22 protein-coding genes are annotated in these 26,649 nt (G+C 43.0%); 12 read left to right on the top strand and 10 right to left on the bottom strand.

Features of this window, described 5'->3' with window-relative positions; genetic code table 11:
- The first annotated feature begins 16 nt into the window (after window positions 1-16).
- The 5 genes from VJL_RS01040 to VJL_RS01060 all read left to right on the top strand — a co-directional run bounded on the left by VJL_RS01040 (window position 17) and on the right by VJL_RS01060 (window position 6,007).
- Window positions 17-838, top strand: a complete 822-nt coding sequence (locus VJL_RS01040; protein WP_038874882.1) for a mechanosensitive ion channel family protein — start codon at window positions 17-19, stop codon at window positions 836-838.
- Between the two features lie 549 nt (window positions 839-1,387).
- Window positions 1,388-2,875, top strand: a complete 1,488-nt coding sequence (locus tag VJL_RS01045) for a lytic polysaccharide monooxygenase (RefSeq protein WP_038874884.1) — start codon at window positions 1,388-1,390, stop codon at window positions 2,873-2,875.
- A gap of 466 nt (window positions 2,876-3,341) precedes the next feature.
- Window positions 3,342-4,565 carry a glycosyltransferase family 4 protein gene (locus tag VJL_RS01050; RefSeq protein ID WP_038871128.1) on the top strand — a complete coding sequence of 408 codons (1,224 nt, stop codon included), beginning with the start codon at window positions 3,342-3,344 and terminating at the stop codon, window positions 4,563-4,565.
- A 16-nt stretch (window positions 4,566-4,581) separates the two neighbouring features.
- Window positions 4,582-5,469, top strand: coding sequence for a phytanoyl-CoA dioxygenase family protein (locus VJL_RS01055; protein WP_038874885.1), 888 nt, complete (start codon window positions 4,582-4,584; stop codon window positions 5,467-5,469).
- Between the two features lie 106 nt (window positions 5,470-5,575).
- On the top strand, window positions 5,576-6,007 hold the full coding sequence (locus tag VJL_RS01060; RefSeq protein WP_038874888.1) for a GNAT family N-acetyltransferase: 432 nt from the start codon (window positions 5,576-5,578) through the stop codon (window positions 6,005-6,007).
- Between the two features lie 137 nt (window positions 6,008-6,144).
- On the opposite strand, the gene VJL_RS01065 is transcribed toward VJL_RS01060, so the two are convergent.
- Window positions 6,145-6,768: an HD-GYP domain-containing protein gene (locus tag VJL_RS01065; protein WP_038874890.1), complete on the bottom strand. Its 624-nt coding sequence runs from the start codon at window positions 6,766-6,768 to the stop codon at window positions 6,145-6,147.
- Between the two features lie 760 nt (window positions 6,769-7,528).
- On the opposite strand from VJL_RS01065, the gene VJL_RS01070 reads away from it, so the two are divergent.
- Together VJL_RS01070 and VJL_RS01075 are read left to right on the top strand one after the other, a co-directional pair.
- On the top strand, window positions 7,529-9,889 hold the full coding sequence (locus tag VJL_RS01070; RefSeq protein ID WP_038874892.1) for an adhesion domain-containing protein: 2,361 nt from the start codon (window positions 7,529-7,531) through the stop codon (window positions 9,887-9,889).
- Window positions 9,890-9,899: 10 nt separating this feature from the next.
- The gene (locus tag VJL_RS01075) at window positions 9,900-12,239 is read left to right on the top strand and encodes a hypothetical protein (RefSeq protein WP_152436605.1); all 2,340 of its coding nucleotides are present in this window, start codon (window positions 9,900-9,902) and stop codon (window positions 12,237-12,239) included.
- A 29-nt stretch (window positions 12,240-12,268) separates the two neighbouring features.
- On the opposite strand, the gene VJL_RS01080 is transcribed toward VJL_RS01075, so the two are convergent.
- The 9 genes from VJL_RS01080 to VJL_RS01120 form a co-directional block, all read right to left on the bottom strand.
- Window positions 12,269-12,742 (bottom strand): hypothetical protein, encoded by a 474-nt coding sequence (locus tag VJL_RS01080; protein WP_227741110.1) that lies wholly within the window; start codon window positions 12,740-12,742, stop codon window positions 12,269-12,271.
- Window positions 12,708-13,133 carry a hypothetical protein gene (locus VJL_RS01085; protein ID WP_038874897.1) on the bottom strand — a complete coding sequence of 142 codons (426 nt, stop codon included), beginning with the start codon at window positions 13,131-13,133 and terminating at the stop codon, window positions 12,708-12,710. Before VJL_RS01085 ends, VJL_RS01080 begins: the two co-directional genes overlap by 35 nt.
- A gap of 2 nt (window positions 13,134-13,135) precedes the next feature.
- Window positions 13,136-13,576, bottom strand: coding sequence for a winged helix-turn-helix domain-containing protein (locus VJL_RS01090; RefSeq protein ID WP_160167703.1), 441 nt, complete (start codon window positions 13,574-13,576; stop codon window positions 13,136-13,138).
- Window positions 13,577-13,648: 72 nt separating this feature from the next.
- Window positions 13,649-14,440, bottom strand: a complete 792-nt coding sequence (locus tag VJL_RS01095; protein ID WP_050568798.1) for a LysM peptidoglycan-binding domain-containing protein — start codon at window positions 14,438-14,440, stop codon at window positions 13,649-13,651.
- The gene (locus VJL_RS01100; RefSeq protein WP_038874901.1) at window positions 14,440-15,480 is read right to left on the bottom strand and encodes a hypothetical protein; all 1,041 of its coding nucleotides are present in this window, start codon (window positions 15,478-15,480) and stop codon (window positions 14,440-14,442) included. The genes VJL_RS01095 and VJL_RS01100 overlap by 1 nt, the downstream gene beginning before the upstream one ends.
- On the bottom strand, window positions 15,480-16,181 hold the full coding sequence (locus VJL_RS01105; RefSeq protein ID WP_307718617.1) for a fimbrial biogenesis chaperone: 702 nt from the start codon (window positions 16,179-16,181) through the stop codon (window positions 15,480-15,482). The genes VJL_RS01100 and VJL_RS01105 overlap by 1 nt, the downstream gene beginning before the upstream one ends.
- Window positions 16,181-18,955, bottom strand: a complete 2,775-nt coding sequence (locus VJL_RS01110) for a TcfC E-set like domain-containing protein (RefSeq protein ID WP_038874904.1) — start codon at window positions 18,953-18,955, stop codon at window positions 16,181-16,183. The genes VJL_RS01105 and VJL_RS01110 overlap by 1 nt, the downstream gene beginning before the upstream one ends.
- The gene (locus tag VJL_RS01115) at window positions 18,952-19,470 is read right to left on the bottom strand and encodes a hypothetical protein (protein WP_038874907.1); all 519 of its coding nucleotides are present in this window, start codon (window positions 19,468-19,470) and stop codon (window positions 18,952-18,954) included. Before VJL_RS01115 ends, VJL_RS01110 begins: the two co-directional genes overlap by 4 nt.
- Window positions 19,471-19,489: 19 nt before the next feature.
- Window positions 19,490-20,011: a hypothetical protein gene (locus VJL_RS01120; protein ID WP_038874909.1), complete on the bottom strand. Its 522-nt coding sequence runs from the start codon at window positions 20,009-20,011 to the stop codon at window positions 19,490-19,492.
- A 242-nt stretch (window positions 20,012-20,253) separates the two neighbouring features.
- Between VJL_RS01120 and VJL_RS01125 the strand changes: the two genes are divergently transcribed.
- The 5 genes from VJL_RS01125 (at window position 20,254) to VJL_RS01145 (ending at window position 26,599) form a co-directional block, all read left to right on the top strand.
- Window positions 20,254-20,853, top strand: a complete 600-nt coding sequence (locus VJL_RS01125) for a winged helix-turn-helix domain-containing protein (protein WP_038874911.1) — start codon at window positions 20,254-20,256, stop codon at window positions 20,851-20,853.
- On the top strand, window positions 20,846-21,091 hold the full coding sequence (locus VJL_RS29920; protein WP_227741111.1) for a hypothetical protein: 246 nt from the start codon (window positions 20,846-20,848) through the stop codon (window positions 21,089-21,091). The genes VJL_RS01125 and VJL_RS29920 overlap by 8 nt, the downstream gene beginning before the upstream one ends.
- A 206-nt stretch (window positions 21,092-21,297) precedes the next feature.
- The gene (locus VJL_RS01135; RefSeq protein WP_038874913.1) at window positions 21,298-21,729 is read left to right on the top strand and encodes a hypothetical protein; all 432 of its coding nucleotides are present in this window, start codon (window positions 21,298-21,300) and stop codon (window positions 21,727-21,729) included.
- Window positions 21,730-21,879: 150 nt separating this feature from the next.
- Complete coding sequence (locus VJL_RS01140; protein ID WP_038874915.1) at window positions 21,880-22,971, top strand: linear amide C-N hydrolase; 1,092 nt, start codon at window positions 21,880-21,882, stop codon at window positions 22,969-22,971.
- A gap of 661 nt (window positions 22,972-23,632) precedes the next feature.
- Window positions 23,633-26,599 carry a M66 family metalloprotease gene (locus tag VJL_RS01145; RefSeq protein WP_038874918.1) on the top strand — a complete coding sequence of 989 codons (2,967 nt, stop codon included), beginning with the start codon at window positions 23,633-23,635 and terminating at the stop codon, window positions 26,597-26,599.
- Window positions 26,600-26,649 lie beyond the last annotated feature (50 nt).

The raw sequence follows: 26,649 nt of genomic DNA on the forward strand, positions 1-26,649 counted from the left end.
TTAGAGAGGTATACAAATGTGGGAAAACATTTCTCTAGAAGCATTGTATGAAAAATGTTTGGAGATGCTGCTGACCTTTGGGCCAAAGTTCATATTAGCTTTGATGGTGTTGTTTGTTGGCTGGTGGATTGTAGGCAAAGTCAGCCGAGCGATAGAAGTCACGTTAGAAAAAATGAAAATCGAGCATGGTTTGAGAGGCTTTCTCTCGTCTCTTGCCTCCGTCATTTTAAAAATCCTTTTGATCATTTCTGCTGCATCCATGATTGGTGTCGAAACCACGTCCTTTATTGCAATGCTCGGTGCAGCTGGCCTTGCTGTAGGTATGGCTCTGCAAGGCAGCTTGTCTAATTTCGCCGGTGGCGTGCTGATTCTGTTTTTCAAGCCATTTAAAGTCGGCGATGTGATTGAAGCGCAAGGGCACATGGGTAAAGTGGTTGATATTCAAATCTTTGTGACTGTCTTGCTGACCTATGACAACCAAAAAATCATCATTCCTAACGGCTCATTGTCTAACGGAACGGTAAAGAACCTATTTTGTGAAGATAAGCGCCGTATAGATATCGAATTCGGCATTAGTTATGGCGATGATATCCATAAAGCACGACGCGTTCTCATGCAGGTGATGGAAAACTATGATTTGATCATCAATGAGCCTGAGCCTACGGTGCATGTGAGCCAACACGGCGATAGCCATGTCGGAATGTTAGTGTGGGCGTGGGTTGATTCTGAAAATTATTGGCCGGCGTATTTTGGTCTTTATGAGCGAGTGAAAGATGCCTTTGATTCCGAAGACATCACGATTCCATTCCCTCAAAGAGATGTTCACATTCAACGATAAAACGAAAGGAGCGCCAGCTCCTTTTTTCTTTTCTAGACACAAAGATTATTTGCAAGATAAGAGCAAAGTGTTGTTGTCTTTCTATGTTCGTTTTATTAGCAAGAGTAAATATAATAACAATGAAATATGAGGTTCTTTATATTTTGTTTATTTATATTAGTTCTTATTTGATTATATTTTTCAATCATAATGATAAATAATTTGATTGGAACGTAAGTCACAAGAAATAACTATACATAGCTCTGATTGATTGGTGTTCTGTTCTGGTATATTTACTCTACATTTCTATTGGGTTATGGATGGAAAATGAACTTATAGATATGTTTTTTAAGGAAATTGTTTGTTTGTGTTGGTTTTGTCATATATATCTGAATTATTTAAAATTGTGATGTTAATTCCTATCAATAACCATAGTGCTTTTATTGATTAAACTTACGTATATTATTTTTCACTGTTTTCTGATTAAAATTATAAACACGCAATAGGTAACAGTGGTTATAAAATATCCGCTGAAGCTATTTTGTACAATAAACGGTAGAGAGTGAAAAAGTGAAAGCAAATAATAACATTCTTAAAATCGCGGTGGGTATGGCGATGCTATCCGGGCTACCTACAGCAGCCAATGCTCACGGCTGGTCTGAGTTCCCGAGTGCTCGTCAAAACACGTGTTACGAACAAGGTGGAGTTTGGTCTGGTACGCCACCAAATGCAGCATGTGCTCAAGCGAAAGATATCTCTGGTTCTTATCCTTTTGTTCAGCGTAATGAATTCGCTAAGAACATTACTGATTACAACAATATGGCAGCAGTGAAAGCGGCGATTCCTGACGGCACATTGTGTTATGCAAATGACTCTCAGAAAAAGGGAATGGGTGCGCCACATACGGCTTGGACTCGTACTGAACTAAACACAGGAACATTTGAATTTGTGTTTAATGCGACGGCTCCTCACAACCCTTCATTCTGGGAGTTTTATCTAACCAAACCTGGTGCGGATCTAAGTAAAGCACTGGCATGGGGCGATCTAGACTTGATTCAGACGGTAGGTAATGTTCCCGTAAATGGCGGCAAATACCGCATGGACGTTACGATTCCGTCAGATCGTTCTGGTGACGCGATTCTATTTGTTCGTTGGCAGCGTGATGATGCCGCTGGTGAAGGCTTCTACAACTGTTCTGATATCACTATTGCAGGTGGTGATACTCTTCCTCCTGAAGCTGATCTTGTTCGCGGTGACCTGTACATTCCTCAAGGTTTTGTAAATCCTGAAATCGGTGACACAGTTAAATATGACATCATCAACAAGAATGGCGATGTGGCACGTAGTTTTGATATTAAGGTTGAAGCTTCGAACGTAAATGATTGGGCACGTCTACTTGCTTCAGAAATCAACGGTTGGCACGCAGAGTTCAAAGACGGCGCAGTCTTCATCGGTGATTGGCATGAAGAAATGTCACATTACATGTATTTCCAAAATGATCCATCACGTAACTTCTTTAACTCAAAAGATAGCCGCGCATCTGGCATGATTTCAGTTATTGATGGTGATGATGGTGGTGTAGAGCCACTGACTGGCGATATTTATGAACTTGTGAAGAGCGATAAAGTCGTCAATGCTGGTGACAGCGTAATTATTGCCACAAGTGAAGCCGCGAACCTAACACAAACTCAAGGTTCATCGGTGAGCATTCAGAACAACGGTACTTCGTCTATAGTGGTAAACACTAGTGCAATCACGCAGAACGAAACACTGTCATTTGTTGCTAACGCGGTAAACAGCGCACGTGCTGAGACGTTTACTTTCGAGGTTATTGCAGGTGATGACGAAATTACGCCACCAAAACCTGAGCCAGACCCAGATCCTAAACCAGATCCAGATGAGAATGGCACTTGGGATGCTGCTAAAACATACTTAGGTGGTGAAGTGGTTTCTTACGCTGACCAAAACTGGAAAGCACAGTGGTGGATTCAAGGTGGTGACAACCCTGAAGCGACTTACCAGAAAGACCAATGGGGTGTTTGGCGTCCAACTAACTAATCTCGATTCTCATATTGAGAGATATCAGTTTACGCGTTTATTAAATTGATAAATAAGAAAGCCACCATGGTTGATGTATGGTGGCTTTTTTGACGATGAGTAATTGAAACTCGACGTCGAATGCAATAAGCAATTCTAAAAAACTCGAGAGTTCAGATGCTTATTCCTAATCATTCTGGTGGGTTAATATGCGTCTGAGCATTAACACCTCCTATAGTCTTGACCTCACCTTAAAATGACAATAATGCGAAATTTTACTTGAGCCCCATGGATGTGAGGGCTCTTTTTTCGTTTGGCGCCTTTGCATCTCCCCTTGGCTTTGTTATTGCATAGTGAACAATAACCGGGGGACAGCGCATCTCTCGTTATCAAATTGAAAATAGGTACTCGGTTGGCTTTCTAACTTACGACCAATGAGCATTATGGGGCGACCTCTTTGCTCACGGAGATAGTGAAGGAGAAAGCAGTGAAAGATTCCAATGATTTAGTATTCAAACCAACAGTGTTTTGTTGGGCGTTAATCTCACCCCAAAAACAAGGTTCTTTTGAAGACTACCTATGGTCAATGGGAAAAGAAGCCCAAAAGCGTGGTTGGACTTACATTGTCTGCGTTATTGAACCCATATCACCGACTCTGAAGACATGGCTGCTTGAGTCAGGCTGTGAGCTTATTTGCTTAGATTATGACAAAATCACTAATTCAGGCTTCATTGTGCGTTTATTGAAAGAGCGTAAAGTCGATATTCTTCACACCCACTTTATTGGTCCAACAGATCCGAGTTTGTTGTTGTGTAAATTGAGGTGGGGCGGAAAAATTGTTTTTACGGATCACAGCTCCAATCCTCTTGGTATGCCCAGTAAAGATTATTTGGTCTTAAACCAACTCCGTTCTATGCGGCAAAGTATTCTGAGTCTCGCGATTGACGCATATCTGCCTGTCTCTGATTTTGTTGCATCACGCATTGCTCGAAACTTGCCAAATGCTCACCACAAAATACATCGCCTCTATAACGGTATTGACCTCGCGCGGTTTCAATCGGCGATATCTAAAGAGAAAGCAAGGCAGATTAAGTCCGCGCAACTTGGCGTATCCGACGACATCATGATAGTGGCCTTCATTGGTCAGCTGACACAGGAGAAGGGCATCGACCATTTTCTCAATGTTGCCAAACGTTGTGTTGATGGTGGTATCGAATGCCAGTTCTTGATCATTGGCGATGGCGCATACCGTAAAGAAGTGGAAACCCTTTGTGCTCATCAGGATTACCAGAGAGACATTCAATATTTAGGTTTACGCTCTGATGTTCCGGATATCTTGAGTGTCACGGATGTTTTTGTTATGCCGTCTCTTTGGGGAGAGGCGTTTGGTCTTACTGCGATTGAAGCGTCCGCATGCGGTGTTCCTGTTGTTGCTTCTAATATAGGTGGTCTACCAGAGGTCATACTGCATCATCACAGTGGGATCTTAATTGAAGCTGGGGATGAGACTGGTTTATATGACGCTATCTGGCGATTAATCGAAGATACGGACGCTAGAGTAGAGTTTGGCAAAAACGGCCGACGTCATGCAGAACAGAACTTTGGCTTGGACAATATGGTGTCTAAGACTTTTTCGCATTATCAACGTTTGCTTAATTCGAATGAAAGTTTGTGGGAGAGCATGAAAAAAATGCTCGAATTGAGAGGTTAGGAGAGAGGGAGCTCTAATGCTAAACGTAGAAGATATTCTCAAACAATTACGTGAAAACGGTATTGTTGTGCTTGATGGTTATATTCCGCTACCTAAGCTCGAGCAAATGCAGCGATGCTTTGATCAACACCTTACCCATCCACAGTTTAATACTTGGACGGGATACCAACAAAATGAACGATGGCGATTACTCATTGAAAACTTACTTACACTGTCGCCTGCTTTTTTGTACCCAATCCAACATGATGATTTGATGCATATATGCCGTGACTACATTGGCGACCGATTTCAAGTGACTGAGGTTAGGGGGTGGAAAACCATTCGTACCACTCGTAATTTTCATGGATGGCATAACGACGCTTGGTATGACGTTGACCGATGCCAAGAGCCACCACCCCAGATAAAGTTGGGTGTGTATCTTACCGATGTAGACAGTGGTGAGTTTGCTTACGTAGAGCAAAGCCATCGGCAAAAATTGGCTCCGGGTCATTGGAATAAAGCGCAAGTCGACGAAATGAACTTGCCAATAAGACACGTGACCGGCAAGGCAGGAACCGCCTTTTTATTTGATACGAGTGGGGTTCACCGACAAAACTATCCGGTGCTGACATCTCGTAATGTGGTGTTTTACAATTTTCACGATCCTGCTTTCCCTATTCAGAGTTTGGATAAGGAGTATGATCGGTACGCGCCGCTTTTGCTCAACGCTGCTTTTTTGAAAGGTTTGACCAAAGAACATGAACGAATCTTAGGGTTCGGCGATGAGCGATATTTTGAAGATGGCTTTATACCGAAACAACGTTATCCAGCTCTGCATAGTTTGGTTAAAGCTGGGTTATTTACCCGTCTTCTTGGACAAGATTGCCAACAATTATTTAATCGAGTGGCGACAAAGATCTTTTGAGGACGTTATTCTTAATCGTCTAGCGTAGGCAGAATACAGTGATCTTGTTAAAATGCCGATTCGCGGCTGCACATTGAACTTCAGTCCACTCAAAGAGAGAACACCTATGACGGTAGAAAATGTGCTTCCTGAACACTATGCGGAGCTGCTAGTAGTTTGGGAAAACTCAGTCCGAGCGACGCATGACTTCATCACAGAAGAAGATATTGAGTTTTTTAAACCCATCATTATTGAGCAAGCATTTCCTGCAGTCACCTTAAAGTGTGTAAAAGACACTACAGGTGCAATACAAGGTTTTGTTGGTGTTCATGATGAAAAAATCGAGATGCTGTTTCTTCTAGATCAAGCAAGAGGAAAGGGCATAGGTAAGATGTTGCTGCAACATGCGATCAAACATCTCGGCGCAGTAAAAGTCGATGTGAATGAGCAAAACCCACAAGCCGTCGGTTTTTACCAACGTATGGGCTTTAAAATCGAATCTCGCTCACCACTCGATGATATGGGTAAACCATTTCCAATTTTACACATGACGTTGTAACGCTCGATATGTCGTACATCCGCCTTAACAAGGTTTTGCTAGAAGAAACGCCCAAAGCTAATAACTTTGGGCGTTTCCGTTTGTAACCGTTGGATATAGGCAGTCACTCAAAACAGGTATAGGAAAGAAAGTGTTTTTCACGACAGGTTGCTTTTACCGTGAGAATCAATATAAGTAACAAACAGCTCGACGAGATTCGGATTAAACTGGCCTTTATCTTTTTCGGTTAAAAGGATATTGATTGCTTTCGAGTTAGGCATGCCTTTTCTGTAAGCTCTGTCTGAAACCATTGCGTCCCATGTGTCGACAATCGCGAGCACTTGCGCGATAAATGGAATCTCGTCGCCCTTAAGACGAAATGGATAACCATTCCCATCCCAACGTTCATGGTGAAGACCACCAACCATTGTTGCTGTTTCTAGAGCTTTAATACCTCTTGCAATCTGGTAGGTGTACTTTACATGCTCGCTCATCACTTGACGTTCAATTGGTTCAAGCTTGCCATGTTTATGGAGGATCGCCGTTGGTGTTTTTAGCTTGCCTAAGTCATGTACTAGAGCTGCATCAAAAATCAGCTCTAACTGCGCATCTGTAAAATTCAGAAACTCACCAAAATCATGAGCGACTAGGCATACATTGAGCGTGTGTGTATAGGTTTCCGGAGAGTGCTCTGCCATTTCTTGCAGCAATTCAAGTGCTGTAAATGAATGTGCGTGGTTCAATGCCATTGCATACACATGATTGAGTTTGACGTTTTGCATACCTACACCTTAAGTCGTTCGTTTGGGCCGGCAAGTATGGTGAAGGTTAGTGCTTGTGTTAAATGAATGGTCGTGAATCGAAATTAATAAGGGTTAAATCGGTGTTTTAGAAGTTTTTATAATGGCGTAATTGTTTGGAATCAACGAGATAGCATCGTATAAAACTTATAGTGAAAATCTATGGGATAATGGGTTTTAGATTGTAGTTGCGTGGGCAAAAATGGTTAACAGCCATGCTTCTTCAATCTGCGATTAATGGCATTATTCACAACCATTTATTGGTAACTGATTCCGCTCGTGTGGATGATAGCCGCTCGAACAATCAGTATTAATTATCACACCATGACCCGAACACTATTTCACATAACGCTATGGCGCACGGCGATAGCTGAGTTTTCAAAAGAAGTTGGTTATGCCCAAAGTCCCCAAGGATTGGTTAATAACCGAATTACCATTCAACTGACACCCGAAAGAACGCGGCTTGTCGCTACCGTTCATTTGGACTTCAACTCTCTAAACTATGAAATTAGCAGCACTCAAGATTGCTTCGATTTTTGCCAACTACTTAAGGCAATAGAAAGTGTCAAAAGCTTCTAACCAGCCTTAACGCTCTGGATTTCATGAATTAAAAACAATTAATTCCCAATTAATCATTTTAATATCATAGTCTTAATCGTTAATAACTAATCATAGTCATTTAGTGGTTACTTTGAAGTGTTGCAGCCAAAATGGTTGAACCTTCAACAACCGAGTGACATCAATGAAACTGTTCAACATGTATCTGTTGAAAAGGAATTCATCTCTATCTTTACTAGCAAGCGTCTCCCTCGCAACACTTCTTACTGCGTGTAATGGTGGTAGCGAGGGCGGCTCGGGCAATCCGGTAATTACTTCACCTGTCGACAATACGGCGATCTTCTCTGCCAACATCGGTAACAATGCTATTGTTGGTGAGCGCACTTCTATTAACGTTACTGGTTATGTCAATACAAGCGATGATAGCGAGTTTGAGATTACGTCTGTCGAGTCATTATCAGGGGATGCTTGTCAGGTCGTCAGCTCTGGCTCAACGTCGTTTGATGTAAGCTCGAATGAAACGCAAGATTGCCTGTATCAATACCGAGTTTCTCCAATGAGCAATAGCGCACAGTCAGAGTCTTATGTTCGTGTTGCTTCTGCTTCAACATATGCATCGACATCGCTACCGAGAATCACAGCTTCAACTACCGAGAATCAAGAAATCATCATTGACCTTGAAACGGAGTTAGGTGCTTCGATGCCAGATAGTAGCTACAAGTTACAAGAACAGATGGTTGTTATTGGTAACGGAAGTGCCACTTATCTCGACTCACAACGCATTCAATTTACGCCGACAGGAAAAGGGCAGAGTGAGATTTTCTACAGCTACGAAAGCGACTCTGCCATCAAACAAGGTACGATTTCGGTTTCTGTCTCGGAGTTGACTGAAAACACTCCGCCAACCGCCAATGCTTTTGCTCATCAAGAGCTCATCAAACTTGGTGAAAGTACTACGATAGATGTTGCGTCATATGTCTCCGATTTGGATGGAGATAACGTTCAGTTAGTCAGTGTTGAAGATTTTAACTCTACGATCGCATTGTTGTCGCCAACGGACGTAATGAATACTCAATTTACGTTTGAGTCGACAACACCTGGTGCTCACGATGTGGCATATACCGTCAGTGACCACATGGGAGGTTACACAACATCGGTTGCTCGAATCGAAGTAGAGCCTGATTTTTCATTGATTCAAGATTGGGAAGATATCGTCACTTACGACCCAGTTATTGATACAGAGATCCGTTTCTTTGCGCCAATGACAAAAGTATATGCAGACTACGTAAATGCCTCTTACACCTCAACCTATACAGAAAATGGTGAATATGGTTTGAAAGATGCAGAGGTGGTAACGCAAACACTCACCCAAGCACGTCAATACTGCAAGGTGCGTGGTGGTCGTTTGCCACTCCAACGTGAACTTGAAACCTTAATTGCAAATGAAACCAGTGCGTTCAGTAACCACAATTGGCCAACGAGTAATCAATATTGGACAGCAGAGAACGTTAGTGAAACCAATGCAGCGACGGTTAACTTGAATGATGGTCTGGTTGGCAATCAGTCAAAAACTGTGGCTATGTACACAACTTGTGTTGATCTTAGTGATGAGGCGGTTGGTGATTTCTCAGTATCGGCGATAGAGCAATCGGCTACAGGAAATGAGTATGTTTATCAGATTGAAGTTCTTCACCCTGATGGGGGGATTGCGTCATATCAAGATGTTGAAGTAGAGGCATTAAGTGAAGCTGGTGTATTTGACTCTGGAAGCTCTTCAATATCTCTTGTTATGGATTCCAATGGTTCACAACAGCTTTCTTATTATGATACATCGTTTAGTAAATCAGTAATTGCTGCTGAAGTTGGGTCTGTAAGGGATTTGTTTCCGTTTGTCCCAGATGAGGGAGCATCGGCATTAGAGACTACAGATGGAACTAAATGGAATCATGTCGATATTAGATATGGTCTCATTCTACCGTCTATCGGTGAAAGTGGTGTACCTATCCTCTTTAGTTATGACTCTCCGGATGGAATGGGTAGCAGCACTGTGTATAAACAGAGCTTTTCAGGAAATGATTTTGTTATGGCTCTCCACATAAAAAATACAGGGCGAATGGGTAGTGGTGCTGTGTCGTTTTTTATCCAGCAACAAGGAAATCTACCTGATCAAAGTTGGTTCAATGAGGAGGAAGATCCTGAGCGAGATCAGCCTGGAGCGCCGCACACATCAGATACCTTTAATATCGTGACCCAGTTTTCAAAAAACCAATTCAATTTTTATCAAGGTTTTGACAATTTTGTAGGAAGTAACTCAGCTGATGTTCGGTATGAAGATCGATATTTATGGTTCCAAAAAAAGGGAGATTTTTTGTACCACTATTCGTCGAATACACCAATCAGACCGAGTGAACCGGACTTTTCAAAGCCTTTCGATTGGGGGGATATAGATCCTACCAAGCCTTATTGGGTCGGCACTGGCGGAAGTACAAACTATGAAGATTTAGAGGCATTCCTCGTTGATGCTAACTTTGCAAGTTATTTATAAAGGTATGACCATGAAAGTACTTGGAAAAATTAGCTTTATCTTCTCCTTATCTTTAATTTTATCCGCATGTAATGGTGGTTCTGGTAATGATTCATCATCCAACAGTGTTGAAGGAAGCTCTCCTGAGACAGTGAACATAGAAACTTCTCCTATCCAATCTAAAGGACTGGTGAGTGAAGAGGTTGCTATCGACGTTTTGGCTACAAATGAAGTCAGCGCGGCGATGAAGGTGACATCTGTGCGCTCAATATCAGGAGATAGTTGTCAGGTTACGTCCATTGGTGAACAGTCATTTACGACAAGTTCTGATGAAGTAGGCGAGTGCCAATACGAATACACAGTCGCCCCAAAAAATAGTGAGCTTTATGTGGGTGAGGAATCTTCAATTGCTCGTGTTTCTGTGTCTGAAACAGCAGCTGATAATACATTACCCAACCTTGCAGAAACGACGGATATTGATACGCCTGTTGTGATTGACCTTTCTCAGGAATTATCCGAGGAGCTTGATACATCAGTGTTCTATCTATCGTCTGATGCATCTGTGCTTGGCGCCGGTATCGTGGATAGCGATGCGGCGAACAACGTGCTTACTTTTACTCCATTTGAGGTGGGCGTTTCTCGAGTTACTTACTCAATGACAGATGGTTCTGTCACCAAGCTAGGAACGATTGATGTTGCTGTTTCTGATACGCAGAATACGCCGCCAGTTGCCCTTAACTATGTCCGTGAAGGGAAGTTAGATAAAGGGATGTTGGTGACGATTGATTTAACGGACTATATCTCTGATGCAGAAGATGCGGTGATCCTCGAATCCGTGAGAGCTTACAATGCGGAGACCGAAATTACGTCCGCTTCTGAGCATACCTTTACTTTTCGTTCCTTAGAGCCGGGAGCGCATGAAGTTGCTTACACCATTAATGATGGTCGCGGTGGATACGCGGTTGGACAAGTTTATCTTGAAGTAGAGCCTGATTTTAGCCTGGTTCAAGACTGGGATGATGTAACGGTTTACGATTCAACTATTGGTGCAAATATTACGTTTACGGCTCCTGTAAGTAAGGTGCTAGCGGACTATACCAATACAGCGTATACAAATTATCTAGCACAAGATGAGGTTACTGGGCCGAAAGGAGCGGACGTGGTCACCATGAACCTTGAACAAGCGCAAAACTACTGTGCGACAAGGAATGGACGTTTGCCAATCAACCGTGAATGGGAACTACTCATTGCAAATCAAGGTAACCTTTTTTCGTCTCAAAACTGGCCTGCAGGTGCAGATTTTTGGAGTGCAGATATGATCTCCGAAACTGCTGGCAAGAGCATTAACGCGACAGATGGGACGATTTCTGAGTTAGCGAAGTTAACAGGTGAAGGGTTCGTTACCTGTGTGTTGTTAGATAGCGAGGCGGTAAAGGATTTTTCAAGTGAAATTGAATATGTTACGCGCCCTTATAGTAACGTAAGTGATGTGTCTTTAAAGGTAACTGACCCAGACGGAAGTTTAGCGCCATACCAGAACATTGAAATCATATCTGAACGTGAAAAAGGCGTGTTCAGTAATTATGAAACAAGCGAAACTCTTTTGTCGGATGCAAGCGGATCAGCAGTTACCACATACACAGACTTATCTTTTAACAATGAAGTGATCAGTGTTACAAGTAGTTCAAATGCAAAATCTTCAATTGCTTATTCGTCTAAAGACGCGGTTACGGCCTCAACTTTGCCTGTGAATGAAAGCAATAAGTGGAATCGTGTTGCAGCGGAGAGTGGTACGATTTTGCCGATCGATGATATCGGCATTCCATCACTCTATTATGGAACAGGCGGATCAATAAGAGCACTATCAGTATTTAATGAACGCTCTTTTACTGGTAGAAACTTTATTGGTTACGTTAAAGTCAAAAACTTTGGAGAAAAAGATGCGATATCCGGTAAGTTATCGTTTATCGTTCAGCAAGAATCTATTGTGCCTCAGTCAGGTTGGGGGGATGCAGCCAATCAACCGGGTTCACCTCGTAGTAACAAAGCGTTTGAAATAGTTACCAACTACTGGAATGAGAGAACGCAAGTTTTTTCTGGCTATGGAAACTCGGTAGGCTTAGCGAATATGAATGTTGCCTCTCATGAGAGACATATTTGGTTTGAAAATAACAATGGCCACTTTATGGTTTACTCTTCAGAGACTTCAGACAAACCGCTAGAACCAGCAGTATCATTTAACATGGATTGGGCAGGGATGGATCCAGGCCTACCTTATTGGGTGCAAATCAGCAGCCGAATTAGTCGTGATGGTAACTCTGTAGGGGTTATGACATACGTTACTGATGCTAAGTTTGCGTCTTTTGATTAATGAAAAGCTAGCCAATCTTGGCTAGCTTTTTAATACCACATCAACTGCCCGTACATTCTGGCAAGTTGCTCCTGTGTCCCTTCCGATTCAATCTCTTCATCATAGGTAAGCAAAAACTCTTGTTTACTCAGACGTTTAATTCTTGCGGCAAAATATCGGTTGTTTGCGTTGATGAGATCCCTTTTAAACGCTTGTGAAGAGTGATCAGCGATGTACAAGTACTGACTGCTCAGCGTCAAGAAGTAAAAGCTGTTGTTTGTGTAACCAAGAATGCCGGAGCTCTTTCTCATTGTTCCGTTTTCTAATGTGGTAATGAAGGTAAACAAACCGTTGTTTACGTATACGCTGAGTTTTCGGCTGGGGTTGTTCAATTGGCTTTCTATGGAGAACTTAGAGCCCAGCAAACTTAGCCATGGGCTCAGGATTACCAAGGCCCCTATAATTATCGACACCTTCCACAAAGAGAACTTACCAGAAGCCCATTTGACCAGTAATTTCGACATTATCGAGCCTTTCATATTCAAACCTCTTGCTGAGATAAACGGTGTTACTTTTTTCATCGAGTTGAGCGACGTTGATTTGAGAGAGGTAATCTTTAGCGTTGAGCGTTATTGTTTGGGCTGCATTTTGATTGCCATTTAAAAATTCATAACTCTTGTTAAAAGACAGCATAAATACCGTATCGTTTATCACTGCATAAAGCCCTTGGCTATGACGAATAACGTCATAGGGCATGAATTGGAGTGATGAATAAAAGCCATGGGAAAATTGTAAATGCGTTTCTAGTCGTGTTGAGGTCACGGGCGAGTACACGGTGAAATCGCCACCAGTAGCATTGATAAAAGGCATCGCAACAATGAGCGAGGCAATGCCAATCGTTCTTTTGAAGTTCATAGTCAGTATAAAGAGTAATAAAGCGCGCTGCTGTAAAGCAAAATGAAAACGCTAAGGAAAATATCTCCCCAGCGAATTGAGGGGAGGTTAGCTCGAGTTGGGTAAGACCGCGTTTGCAATGGTCCTGCTCTTTCTCCCGTTTGTTTTGAGTCGGAGAGAGAAGCAAAGTCGTTGGTTGCCCTTGATTGCAATGACATTAGGTTTACACCAACAGGCAAAACCAGTTTGTAGCCTAGCGTTGGATAAGCCCGGATTTCAATGTTTGAGTTTATGGTGGCCAGTTTTCTACGCAGTTTCATGATACTCACGTTCAGGGAGTTAGAACCGATAGGCTTATCTGGCCAACCCGCCGCGATGAGGGCATCTCGGCTGTAAATTTTGTCGGTGTCGTCGAAGAGTGTTTTCGCGATGTTTAAGCTGCTTATGCTCATGGATACCGACATGACTAAGCTTTTTGTTGAGTCGTCATAGGCATCAATGGCGAGATTAGCCTCATTGATACAAAGCAACATAGTTTATTGGCACTGCAAGTTTGGGATTATGACGGTATCCTTTGGATGAATAACGTCTATATCACGCAGGGTTTTAAAGCCTTCGTTGGCTGACATCAGCTCGGTAAAGGAAATGTGATGTTGGCTTGCGATTTTGTACAACCAATCCCCTTCTTTTACGCGATATATGTTGGCCTTACACTCTGTGTCGCGATCTGTGTATTCCATAACCGATATAGCTTGCTTGTCTGTTTGTGTTTCAGAAGCCACTTGAATCTCATCATAAACAGGAGAGGGCACTTGAGTGTTGGTATTTTGGAATCGATATTGAATCCCGAAACCCAATGATTGCAATTTATAGTCTGGCTCCTGACTGGAAAGGAACTTGTAGCCAAAGTTGAACGCCCAGAGCGGGTTTAGCTCATATCGAATGCCAATTTGTGCTATGGGTGAGAGCTCGTCGTTTTCCGATATCATGCCCAACCCACCGTAAAGTTTGTAGCGTTTAGAGAGAGGCAAGGTGCCCAGCAACGACAGATCGGTTCCATAGCGAGAGATGTTTTGAGTGGTGTTTCGGTATTCACCGACTTTGAGCATATCTAGCTGGCCATATGTACCGGTTGACACTTCTATTGCCCAGGTTGGAGAGAGTTGATAGCCAAGCTTTATCCCTCCTCCAAAAGAGGAATCAGAGAACTCGGTATCCGTTTTGCCGTTATGGGTGAGGGAGCCTCCCACGTACCAGTTGGTAGGCTCTGCAATAACAATAGAAGAGAAGCCTGCAATAATTCCCATTATGAACGTAGTTCTATTCATTAATACAACTCCTCGAACATAACGGTGAAACTTCCAGAGTAAGTGCCGGATTCAACTTCGGTTGAAGGAATATCTTGGTAACTCACCATTAAATCAAAATTAATCACATTGGTTGGCGCATCGAGTACATAACTTGTTTCGTCATTCGTCAGTTTGTTTACACCATTTTCTACCCAAATAGGGTCGTCACAGTTGGTGGAAGCACATTCAATACTAAACGGGATTTCTGTCTTCCCAGTGTTGGACGTCAACGTGAAATCATGGGCTAGCAAAGTCATAGATAATCCCGTGCTAAAGGTTCCTGTTGCGGTAATATTGAACATGGTTTCAGCTGACACAGTATGGTTGGTTGTGTCATAAGTAGGGTTCATTACACCATCACCAGCAACATCGATGTTTTCCAAGCTGTTAGGGACATAGTCGATATTGACAGTGAAAACGTCAGATAAAACACGATAGGTGAGGGCGCCACCTGACGACTGATAGTAGTATCGAATGTCAGCAGGAATGGTTGCCGTGTACACACCTTTCTCTTGTCCCTGCAAAGCGGTTAGGAGTGCGGTTGTATCCAAGTCAAAGGTTGGTCTGTAAAAATAAAAAGGGGTAACCTCACTGCTGTAATCAAGAGAAAAGCTAGCGCTACAACTTTGCGTGCTGTCATCGGCAAGAGTGACAGTATTTCCAGATAGCTGCGATGTTGCGCAGCTTGGGGTTACAAGTTGAGTGTCATTACGAACATAATTGTTAGATGACATGTTGTATTGCACGCCTTTCAGCCCGATAGGGGCATTAACGTTTGCCCCAGTCGGTCCAGTTAACGTCAATTCATCTGGCTTGTTGGTTAGGTACGCGCCCGGGAGAAAACGATCTGTCGGAGTAAGACCACTTGCCACTGTCCAGTCACTTAAGGTGTATGTGTTGCCACCTAAAGCTATGGCGTTCTCAAGTCGCAATTGTTGACCTTCAATGTGAACATTAAGCGTGGCACTATGAACCAGCGGGGCTGCAAGCAACAGTAACCAAGAAGCAGAACGAATCATTACTTGCCATCCTTTAACGTTATCTTTTTATGGTAGCTTTCGTCATGGTTAATAACGGTCACTTCTACTTGATCTTTTGAGATGTTTTTAGGCAATTCATACGTGCGCTCACGGCCTGACAAGGACATAGCGGTAAATTCGCAGTCTTCTGTTACCTTATCTGTACATTGGTCCACATAAGCGCGGATGAAGCTGTTACCCGTGTTGTTGATGTGCAGTTTCCCGTTCGACAGTGATACTGAGTAGTCGATTTTCTGTGTTTTCGCAGGTATCACAAAGAGAGGACGATAGCCAAAGTTGATCGTCACAGCAGACTGTGATTTTCCTTCTGGGTCGTAAGGTGATGGTTCAAAGCTAACTAGGTAGTATTGGTCTTCGCTAAAATCACATTTGTTACCACACAAGGAACGCACACCAACTTGCTTTTGGCGACCTGATTCAAGGATCATCTTTGGATGAGTTAACGTTACGCGCCAATCAGAGAAGTTTGACTCTGTATAAGGTGTGCGCGTCAGTTCGCCATTTTTAACTTGCAGCTGAGTGATATTCGATTGAATGAACTCAGTGGTCGATTTATTGTTTGAGATCGTGAAAACGCCGTTTCCGTATTCATCACCTACTAACAACATAGTATCTACGTTCATTGCTGAAGTTGCCGTTGAAATAAGTGCAGCAGCGAAAATTGGAAGTGATTTCATCATCAGTTACCTTCTGGTCTATTAAGTACAAAGTCGCGCTCTTGTTGCGTTTCCGAGTTGGCGTACTGAGCGACGTTTTCAATGTTTTGACGTTGTTGATGACTGAGTTGAAGATCCTTATCTCCAGTCAGGTAAACAAAAGACTTACGGCCCAAACGCGTTGTTAGCAGTTCAGCGCCATTGTTGGTCATTGCCTTAAGTTGTTGGTTGATCTCTGTGAGGTCATCAAATTGACCGATGTACATCACATTGATTTCTCGATTATTTTTGACCAGAACCATTGACTCCAATGGTTCAAGATCTGGCTGGCAGTAATTTGTGCCAAAGTTTAATTGTTTTGCATCGTCTACCGATGGTAAATAACATTGCTGGCCACCGCTCTTGAGTGAGAAAGTTTGCCCTTCTTGAACATCAACTTTGTGAATACCTGAAGTAATGTTTGAGATAGACAAACACGCAGGGCCTTCACATTCGATAGTCTCAATGTCGTTACCGAAAATATCTTTGAATTTACTTACAAAGCTGATGACTCGGCTGACATTTGAATTGAGTTCAATTACCGTTCCTGGGTGCGTATAACCCGTCGCGTTTTGCTGACCTGTATTGTGCAGCGCAACACTCTCCACATCTAATTCGATAGTGCTGGTTTGATATTTATCGAGTGAAATCAAACCAGAATCACCATAGATGTATTCTTTATGCTTCACTTTGTCGTCAGCTTTTACCACCAACAAACCTTTTGTTTGGTCCTCTCCATTGTCAAAACGAATGTTGTTTTTCGTATCAACAGAGACGTACGCATCACTCTGCTTCGTAGTGAAGTGAATGCTATTCTTACCAATAACTTGTGTACTGCTTAGTGACGCGTTAACTGACTTTTCACCGTTGTCAGCAAGGTACACAAAACCATCTGCCTGATAATGTTCGTTTCGGTTTGCCGCATAAGCTGTCACATTATTGAGTGAAGATTGCGACGAGTTTGCATAGTAGCTGTTGCTTGCCGTTAGACGGAGATCCTTCTCTTCACTGTCTAGCAGATCTCGAGTTTCTAGACTGTTGGTGTATTGGCTAAAGCCATCTTGATCTATGGTGACACTTGACTTGCCTCTTAGCTTAAAGGACAAGGGGACAGACCAATTAATAGCAAGAGTCAGTTCGCCTTCATCAAAGTCAGAAGCCAACGATTCGTTGTTGTAACTCAGGTTGACATCAAGATTAGAATCAAGCATGAAAGGTGCACTTAACCCTGATGATAAGAACCAGTTTTTACGCTCGTTGTTGTAGATATCTGCCTGATTTAAGTAGTTTACCGACCCATATCCACGGATTTTTTTACCTAGTGTGAAGCTGCTCGATAGGCTCAGTTGCTCCTTACTCGCGGCGCCATACAGATACTGAGCAAAGCGGTTCTTCTCTTCGTTATCAAGCTTTTCATAGGTGACGCCGATGCGGCCCATATTTAAGTAGCCAGATAAGTAAGAGGCTTCGCCATCAATTGAAGAGGCCGTCACCTCATAGCGGCTCTCAAATGGTAAATACCCTTTGAGGCCAACTTGCCCCATGTTGTGCTCTTCAGTCACAGTAGAGCCTAAGGCGAGGGTTTGAGTATCAGACCATTTATATGCCACTATGCCTTGAAGATAAGGCTTTGCTTCGAAAGACTCAGTCTTCTGCGCTTCAAATTCATCGTCTTCATTGATGACCTCTACATCCGCTCCTTGGAATTGACCTGCTGAAATAAAATAGTCGAACTCTCCGGTGTTAAGCGTATCGGTTTGTGCGTTATAAACACGGACTGACTCTGTGGAAACCACTTGAGAACCTGCAGTGATCTCTACCATCACGTCGTAAACACCACTAGGAAGCTCTGAATAGCGAATACTGCCTTGGCCTTCTGTTACCGACTTTTGGACGATGATCTGTTCGTCTTTGTAAACTTTTAGAACGCCACTAGAAGGGGCATAAAAAAACAAAAACTGGTCATCATTGCTATTTGCTCGACTTAGATTTTTACTTGAAGATAGATTTACACTAGCTTCATGGTACTGAGTGCCGTTCAATAAAAACGATGTGCTGTTCAATGCCAAGCGGTCTTGATGATAGCCGGCGGTTAGGCGCAAGTTTTTGTGTTCGATATTGTAGTAACCGTAATTAACCTCGGAGGTTCCTTCTTGGTTGCTAACATAAGTGTCAAGGTGTACCGAGCCATAAGGTAGACCCAAAATGAGTTGGTCACTGAGTGACAAGTTAGGGCTACCGTTAAAGCTTGACGTTGTGTATACATTTGCGCGATTGATCAAACCAGGATTTGCATTGTACGTTGACGCGTAGTCTTTCTTTATCGCTCCTGGTTTTGTATCGGCAAGCAACGTTTTGTTGACGTAAATGTAGAGCTTGTTTGTGTGGTAATCGTAGAAAACATCGTATGACTCAGGATTAAGAGAACACAGGTTCAAGTCACCCACACAATCAACGCTGTTTTCTGCGCCAAGCACCAAATCATTACTAATTTTCGTAGCCGTCACTTTGGTTAAGCCAGAGTGCACTAAGTGTTCCACTAACGTTTGAACGTCATTCTGATCTTGAAGTTGCACAGAGTTGTATGTGACTAACATCGGCAACGTGATGAACGAACCATTCAGCCCTTTGATTTCTACATCTCGAGCTTGTTGCTCGTAGAAATCCTGAAAACCTTGAGGGATCGGTGCCGCAAAAGAAGTGTCACTAAACGAAAGTGTTACCAAAATACTGGTAGCAACGGTGGAAATTCTATTCACAATGAAAGCTCCGCTAGCACAGATAGTTCGCCTTGACATAAGCTCGCGCTCTCAGGCAAGGTCCCGAAAGAAAATTTGACGTCGTATTCGCCAACCTTTACGCCATCCGAAGCTTGATTGAACTCCATTAACATAGGTTCAATCTCTGTTAATGGTTGTCCCTCAATGTAAACTTGAGCAAAATCTGACGGTGTTACTAGGGCCGTCTCATCCGCGCTGTAACACTGTGAAGTGTTGCTCTTCATAAAAAGTTGAAACTTCATTGACTGGTCAGAACTCGGAATGTCTGTCATGACCGTCAACAAAGTGAACGCATCATTAAATGTGTTCGTTTTCGTATTTGTTTTTAGTGTTAATGAAGAAGGGGAAAACGCGATGTCAGTAATCTGGTGAGAGAAAAACTGACTTTTATCGATTTCACTGACCAACTGAAAAATGTGTGTTTCTGCTTTTACGCTGAAAACGAATGTTCCAGTCAACATGCAAAATAACGAACGAATCAAAGAAAACTTCACGTTTCCCCCCTTTTGTCAATTAAAGGCCGTCTTCGTAGCTAGCGGTCATTTGAACACTAACTTGACCTTCGCCTTGTACAGCAATATCGGTGATTGGTTGTTCATTTTTAACCGTCAGAGCAACAACGCCTGTTTGAAGTTCATTGAAATTACCCTGAGTGAATGTCGTGCCTGATAGTTGATCAGTTACCGCTACGTCAGCTTCGTATGACATTGAACCATCCATCATTACTTGAGCGCTGATGTATGACCACGTTGCGAGAGGCTGACGGTCACCAACGGTTTCTAATGCAGAGTCATAGTCACGAGCTTCAAGAACCACCTCTGTAGATGTGAACTTACCGTCTTTCTCAATGAAGAGAGTTCCGGAAGCAATCTCGCCGCCGCCTTCACCTGTAATCTTTAGGTTTGTGCTAGGAACAGAGCTACCAATTAGGCCACTCCAGATAACTTCGGCACTTGCTTCATCTGCTGCATTTACCGCCCCAGAAGCGAAAGTGATTGCTGTCGCACCCATCAAGAAAAATGTATTAAGTTTCATGTTTTTCACCTATGTTTAAAAAAGTTGTTGGTTCGTATCCAATATGAAATCGAGCCGTTTTTCGTCGACGGCAATTTGAATCGATTGAGCGAAAATTTGGAAATAAAAGGCTGTTAATAGTGCTTTATCGATGATTAAAAGAGATTTAATTCAGTTGAATCTCTTCCATAAGGCCATGAATAATTTGAATTTATATTTTTTTATACAACAATTAATGCTAATGGGGTTGCACGAGGTTAAAGATGTACGAACGACTATCTATTGATACGGTTAGAAGAACGATCACCTTGGTCGATAGTGAATCGGGAAAGGAAAATCAACCACTTGAAATGAATCGGAGTGAATATAATTTGCTTCTCGCTTTTTGTGATTCTCATGGCGAGGTTATCGATAAACAGGCGTTGATTGAATTGGGGTGGCCCGGACGAGTTGTTGGAGATAACTCGCTTGCGGTTGCGATTATGAAGTTACGCAAAAAACTCGACAGTCTGGAATTGGGGTTCGAGATAAATAACCTTCCTGGTGAAGGGTATGTATTCATCAATGCAAAAAATGTTGGGATAGAGCATGAAAATGGCGCTTCAGATGCAAGTAATCCAAAAATAGAAGCAACGGTAACAGCGGAACCTGTTGTTGTAGAGAATCTAGCCGACATAAAAGAGGAGACTGACAAATCGGAATCTCGACATGTTGAGATTCAATATACAGGGATAAAAAAGCTGGTCAGAAAGCCGATTTTTTGGGAGGTTTCACTTGGGATAATTGTTGGCATCGTCACTTTCTACTTTGTTTATCGCGAGGCATTTGAGTGTTTTGATTGCTTTGGAGGAGTCGGTGGCTAACGTAAAAAGACTAAGCTTAAGATTACTCGTTGTAATCGGCATTGCGTTTTTTCTCCCGTGGTTCTTTTCTCTTGGTACTTATTTTTCTGGTTATGCCCACTTTCAAGATGAAGAACATGAGATCTTATTGACGGCCAAATCGGGCTTCTACAAAACCATCCATACTTTTGATGGCCAAGTGTACCGAGTTCACACTGGTATCTATGCGTCTTTAGGCAGTTCAATGTATTTCTTTTGACTTGATGGGAATTACATCGAAGGTCTTGAGCCCGAGTTTGCTGAGAAAGTGATCAGTTTAGATTTATCTCGTTATTTCCGAGGGCTCACTCACGTGAAGCTTGCAGATCGAGGCGATGGTAAGTGGATCGGTAAGATGCAAAAATCTGAAAGTGAACATCTTTTTGATGAAGTTGTTTTTAACGGACGCTTGGTAGGATGGTGAAAATGGGAAGAAAGAAAAAGGTGCTCATCTACCTAGCACTACTTATTACTCTATTGTCCATTCCTTGGTTGAATGCTTTGACCAGTGTATTTCTGTTGGAAGGAGACTTCGGCGACAGAAACGTTAAGCTTATTGGCTCTCATGGCAGGTATAAGATGGACGTGAATTACCTTTCGAATACTCATATCGTTAATACTGGGTATTATGCTTCCTTTTTCGATACTCTCTATTTGTTTCAACTTCGCCGAGATAAAGTCGCCAATGATGATGCGTTTGATATTAACGAGTTTCTCAGGGGCCATCGAATTGTCATCGTTTTTAAGCTTAATCAAAAGTCCGATAAAGAATACTTGGTCAGACTTATCGAAGAAGACCCGCGGAAAGGTATCTCTGAGTACCCAGTAACTATTGAAGGTGACTTGGGGATTCTATAGTAAGCAATGAGTAGTGCTCTAATCACTAGAGTGCTATTTTGTGTCTACATGAGCAATTTTATATTCCACCATTTTAATATCTTTTCGATTGTAAGTTACCTAGAAAGTACTACAATCGCGAAATGTTACTCCTCCTTGGTGGATCTAAAAATGATAAAGAAAACCCTCCTTGCTATGGCACTTTCTGCGAGCATTATCGTTCCGGCGAGTGCTTGTACTGGCATCTCTCTTTCTACTGTGGCGAATGACCACATTCATGCCCGCACAATTGAGTGGGGCGAAAACGATCTCAACAGTAAGTTGATTGTTGCTCCCCGTGATTACACGTTTACCTCGACTATGCCAGACCAACAGCAAGGTTTGAGCTGGAAGAGTAAGTACGGCTTTGTTGGGATCTCCGTCAGTGACGATCGCTTCATTGGTGAAGGCATCAATGAAGAGGGACTGACTGCTGGTTTGTTTTACTTCAAAGGTTACGGCTCGTTAAAAGCGTACGATGCGAAAGACCGTGCAAACAGCATCGCTGATATGGACTTTGTTCGTTGGATGCTGTCGCAGTTCAAAACCGTCGATGAAGTTAAAACAGCGATGAAAAACATCGATATTGTTCCGGTTTATATCGATGAGAAAGGACAGCCTTCACCAACTGGGCACTGGCGTGTTACCGACAAAGCGGGCAACAACATCGTCATTGAAATCATGGATCATGGCCAAGTACACATCTACGATAACGAAGTAGGTGTACTAACGAACTCACCAACGTTCCCATGGCAAGTGACCAATTTAAATAACTACATTCATTTGCAACCGGGCACTAGTGCGCCAACCAAGTTTGGTGGTGTTGAGGCGAAGTCGTTCGGTATTGGCTCTGGCTTCTTGGGTATGCCTGGTGACATTACGCCACCATCACGATTTGTTCGTGCGGCGTTTTTCGTCAACACGGCGCCAGAATCAAAAACGGGTGAAGAGGCGGTGTCACAAGCATTCCACATTCTGAACAACTTCGACATTCCAATTGGTACAGAATTTGGGCCCGAATATCGTGAACATATCCCTGATTTGCCGAGTGCGACGCAATGGACCTCGGTGATCGATCAAGGTAACAAGGCGCTGTACTACACCACGATGCACGACAGTCGAATCAAGAAAGTTGACCTGACTAAGATTGACTTTGACAAAAAGCAAGAAGTGAAACGCGAGTTGGATAACGGGACGTTTACGTTTACAGACGTGACACCTTAGTTTTCCCTCGAACGTATAAATAACGCACTAAGCGGAGAAGGTTTTCCTTCTCCGCTTTTTTATTTCCGAAACATCATGAATTTCAAATAGAGTTTTGAAAATTGAGGTATTGATTCAGTAAGTTATGAAGCACGAGTTATTAGCTAATGAATTTCATGACTCTTATTCCATATTAAACAGACTTTATGCGAGATTTTTTAATCTTCTTATTTATCAGTCGGATGAAAATAATAGTGCTGTAGTAAAAGTCTGATCTTTTCAACAACAAGAGGTTGGTTTAAAACTTATTTATTTAACTTTTATTTACAGAAATATGCTGCTAAATATTTAATTAATTTATGACTTCAATAATTTAAACTAATTTAACGTGTTGAAATTTATTGTCTTTTTTCCTGAGTTCTTGGTTTTATCATTGTTGTCTTGATGACTTTGAAAGCGGTGTTAATTCTCAGGCTAGAGCATTAAATTCGCTAAAGCTAATTAAGTAATTTCTAAATCCATGAAATGGAAGCTCTGTTCGCGCTTGCTCAATAAGAAATATTTTAAGGTTTTAACCTGATCTTTCTCGGGAAAAATCTGATTTCATGAAGTTGATTTTTACAATTGCTGGGAAATAAAAGTAATAAACAAAGTGGTTGAAATACAAACATAAGGGAAAGGTATGAAAATAAATAAGGTCAGTATAGGGTTAAGTGTCGCTTGCGGATTATTATTCACGGGCGTCACTCACGCTCAGGTTATTCCGTTCAATAATAATCAGCCAACTAATGACTTACAGGGTGATTTTGAGGCGATGGTCATTTATGCGCAAAACATCACGGTTCCTCATCACAACGATAAAGGCGATCCTAGGCCGCACCTCACTGCATTGCGTGATACTTTGTTGCTTGTTAAACCTGTCGAGCATGCACTGGACTCGACGCAAGTGAGAGTGATTGGGCGCGATGTTAAAGGTGAGCAATTAGGTGTGCTGTCACTGAACCCACCAGAGCAACTTCCGAGTCACGATGGTTCAAACCTCGATATTACGTATGCGCAAGATATGTGGTCAGTGGCACTGCCAGCGACTTGGATACAGCCCGGCCTTACTCTAGAGCTCCTGAATGGAAGCACATCAGGCGTCCTCTCCGGTTTGGATATTGGTGCGCCGAACGAATTGCTGATAAACACGATGGATTTAGGGATGTTAACCAATCCAAGGGGGCGTTTTTACTTCGCAGATAATCCTGAAAGACATAGAGACTACTTCCAAAAAATTCCGGTAAGCAAGTTGATCGTTAACCCGTACGAAACAGTGAAACTCAATAAAGTGATGCTGCCAGATGGTCGCTTGTTAACCGAGTTAGACCCGAGCACGGGCACTTGGCACAAAGGGGATATGCGTGCGTATACCACCAAGATTCTGATGTCGCACGGCATCAACCTAGCAAACTATGGCATCAACTCTTCAACAGCGATCTCAGAGAGAGCACATCCATATACGGCGAATCAAATTACAGCGATTGCCGCAGTAGGGCGTTATCAAAATGGTGTGGTTGCTCACGGTGGCAGTGGTGGCAACGGTATGGTAACTATCGACTCATCGTTAGGTAATGAATGGAGTCACGAAGTCGGACATAACTTTGGCCTTGGGCACTGGCCGGGCGGCACGGATGGTACAACGCATCGGCCATCTACAGACATAAACTCTGCATGGGGTTGGGATCAATTCCAACAGCGTTTTATTGCTAACTTCATGTGGAACAAGCGCAATGGTCAGGATCAGGTTTGTTGTACCGACGGCATAGGAATCCCAGCTTTTGAAGGCTATAAGTTCAACAGAGATGCAATGGGGGGCGGTGAGCCAACTTCACCGATTTCCAAATACACTCTGCACACTCCGTTTGTACTAGAAAAGATTCAGACCTTTATGGAAAAGAAAGCGGCGTTTGATGAGGCATCGTCGACTGGCTTTAGTAAATGGAACGATGAAACGAAAACGATGCAAGAGTTTGAACAACCAGCGCTCTTGTTGGCCAAATCTATCGCCTCGCAATCTCAACTAAATACGATCAAAGACGACACGGTAGGTTCTGTGTTGTTGGGTTACATCAATGACTTTGATATCACAAAGGTAGAAACGGGAGACGGCCGTTGGATTCGCGATATTTACTTGCCGAGTGCTGCAAATGTTGTCGCGGGTAAAGTGGTGAACGTCGCACGTTACTCTGGGTATGGCGTGACCGTTCATATTAATGGCCAATCGGTGAACTTGAATCGTGGTGACAGCAAGTTTTACATCAGCGACGGTAAAGGTTGGCAAGAAACCAGTGAAGCGCAGGTAGCGGAAAATAACCCGACACGTGTCCCTACGGATAGCGGTGTCGCTGTCACAACACTTGTTGGTTATTACGACCCTCAGCAAACACTTAACAGCTATATTTTCCCAGCGTTACATGGTGCGTATGGCTTTGTTTATCAGCCGACTCCGGCAGAGATCCTAAACACAAATGGATGTTATGTCAGGGTGTATAACGGTAGAAACTACCAAACGGATAACTACCAATTGGTTGGATTCCGTTATGACGATAACGTGATGAACAAGTTCCACATCAACCTCAAGCAATCGGATGCACCGACAAGAGCAGAAGTTGTCTGCGATAACACGGTGTTGAGTTCGTTAGACATTGAGAAACCAAAGCAAGACCTCAAAGTCTCTATTGTTCAGTCTGATTCCTTAACCGACTCCACTCTAACGGAGAATAGCGCACCTGTTGCTCACGCTGGTGAAGATCAGTCTGTACTGTCAGGCACAACCATTACGCTATCTGCAAACCAGTCGACGGATGCCGATGGTGATGAGTTAACCTATTTTTGGAAGCAAATCTCGGGTTTACCTGCGACCATTCAGTCGACCGACAAAGTTAACACCAGTGTCATTTTACCGGAGTCTAACAAAGCGGAGTCGTACGTTTTTTCCGTCACGGTCTCCGATGGAAAAGCAAGTTCTGAAGATACGGTGATGATTAGTGCTCAGCCTCAAGTAAACCAAAATCATGCGCCGCAAGTGTCTCTCCCGCAAAGCATGGAGGCAAAATCTGGTGCAGTTATTGAGATTGCCGCAACGGCATCGGACCAAGATGGTGATGTGCTTTCATATCAATGGCACACATCGGGCCTAGCTTATCTGCCTGTGTCAGTAGGCACTATTCGTCTGACGGCTTCAGAAGTCACGGTCGATAGCCAATTTACGGTTCGTGTGATCGTCACTGATCCAGCAGGGGAAAGTGCCAGTTCAAGCACGATTGTGAAAGTTAAAGCCAACAACAATTCCTGCAGCATCAGTGATCCAAATGCGGCGAACTACGCTGTATGGTCTGCAAGCAAATCGTACTCGGGTGGTGATCTTGTCAGCCACAAGCAGCTCGCTTGGAAGGCAAAATACTGGAGCCAGAACAATCAACCTGATAACAGCGATGCCTGGGAGCTCGTCAGCGATGTAGCGTTGCCGTGGTCAACTCAAAAAGCCTACTCCGGCGGTGATCAAGTGACGTACAACGGCGTTAAGTATGAGGCGAAGTGGTGGACGCGTGGTGATCAGCCGGATACATCAAGTGTATGGAAGAATGCTGGCGTAGCATGTCCATGATGCTTTTCCTTCGTTAATTTGTCGGGAGAACTGCCTCCCGACTTGTCTTT

It is taken from the genome of Vibrio jasicida CAIM 1864 = LMG 25398 (genome assembly GCF_000400365.1).
In the GTDB taxonomy this organism is placed as follows: domain Bacteria; phylum Pseudomonadota; class Gammaproteobacteria; order Enterobacterales; family Vibrionaceae; genus Vibrio; species Vibrio jasicida.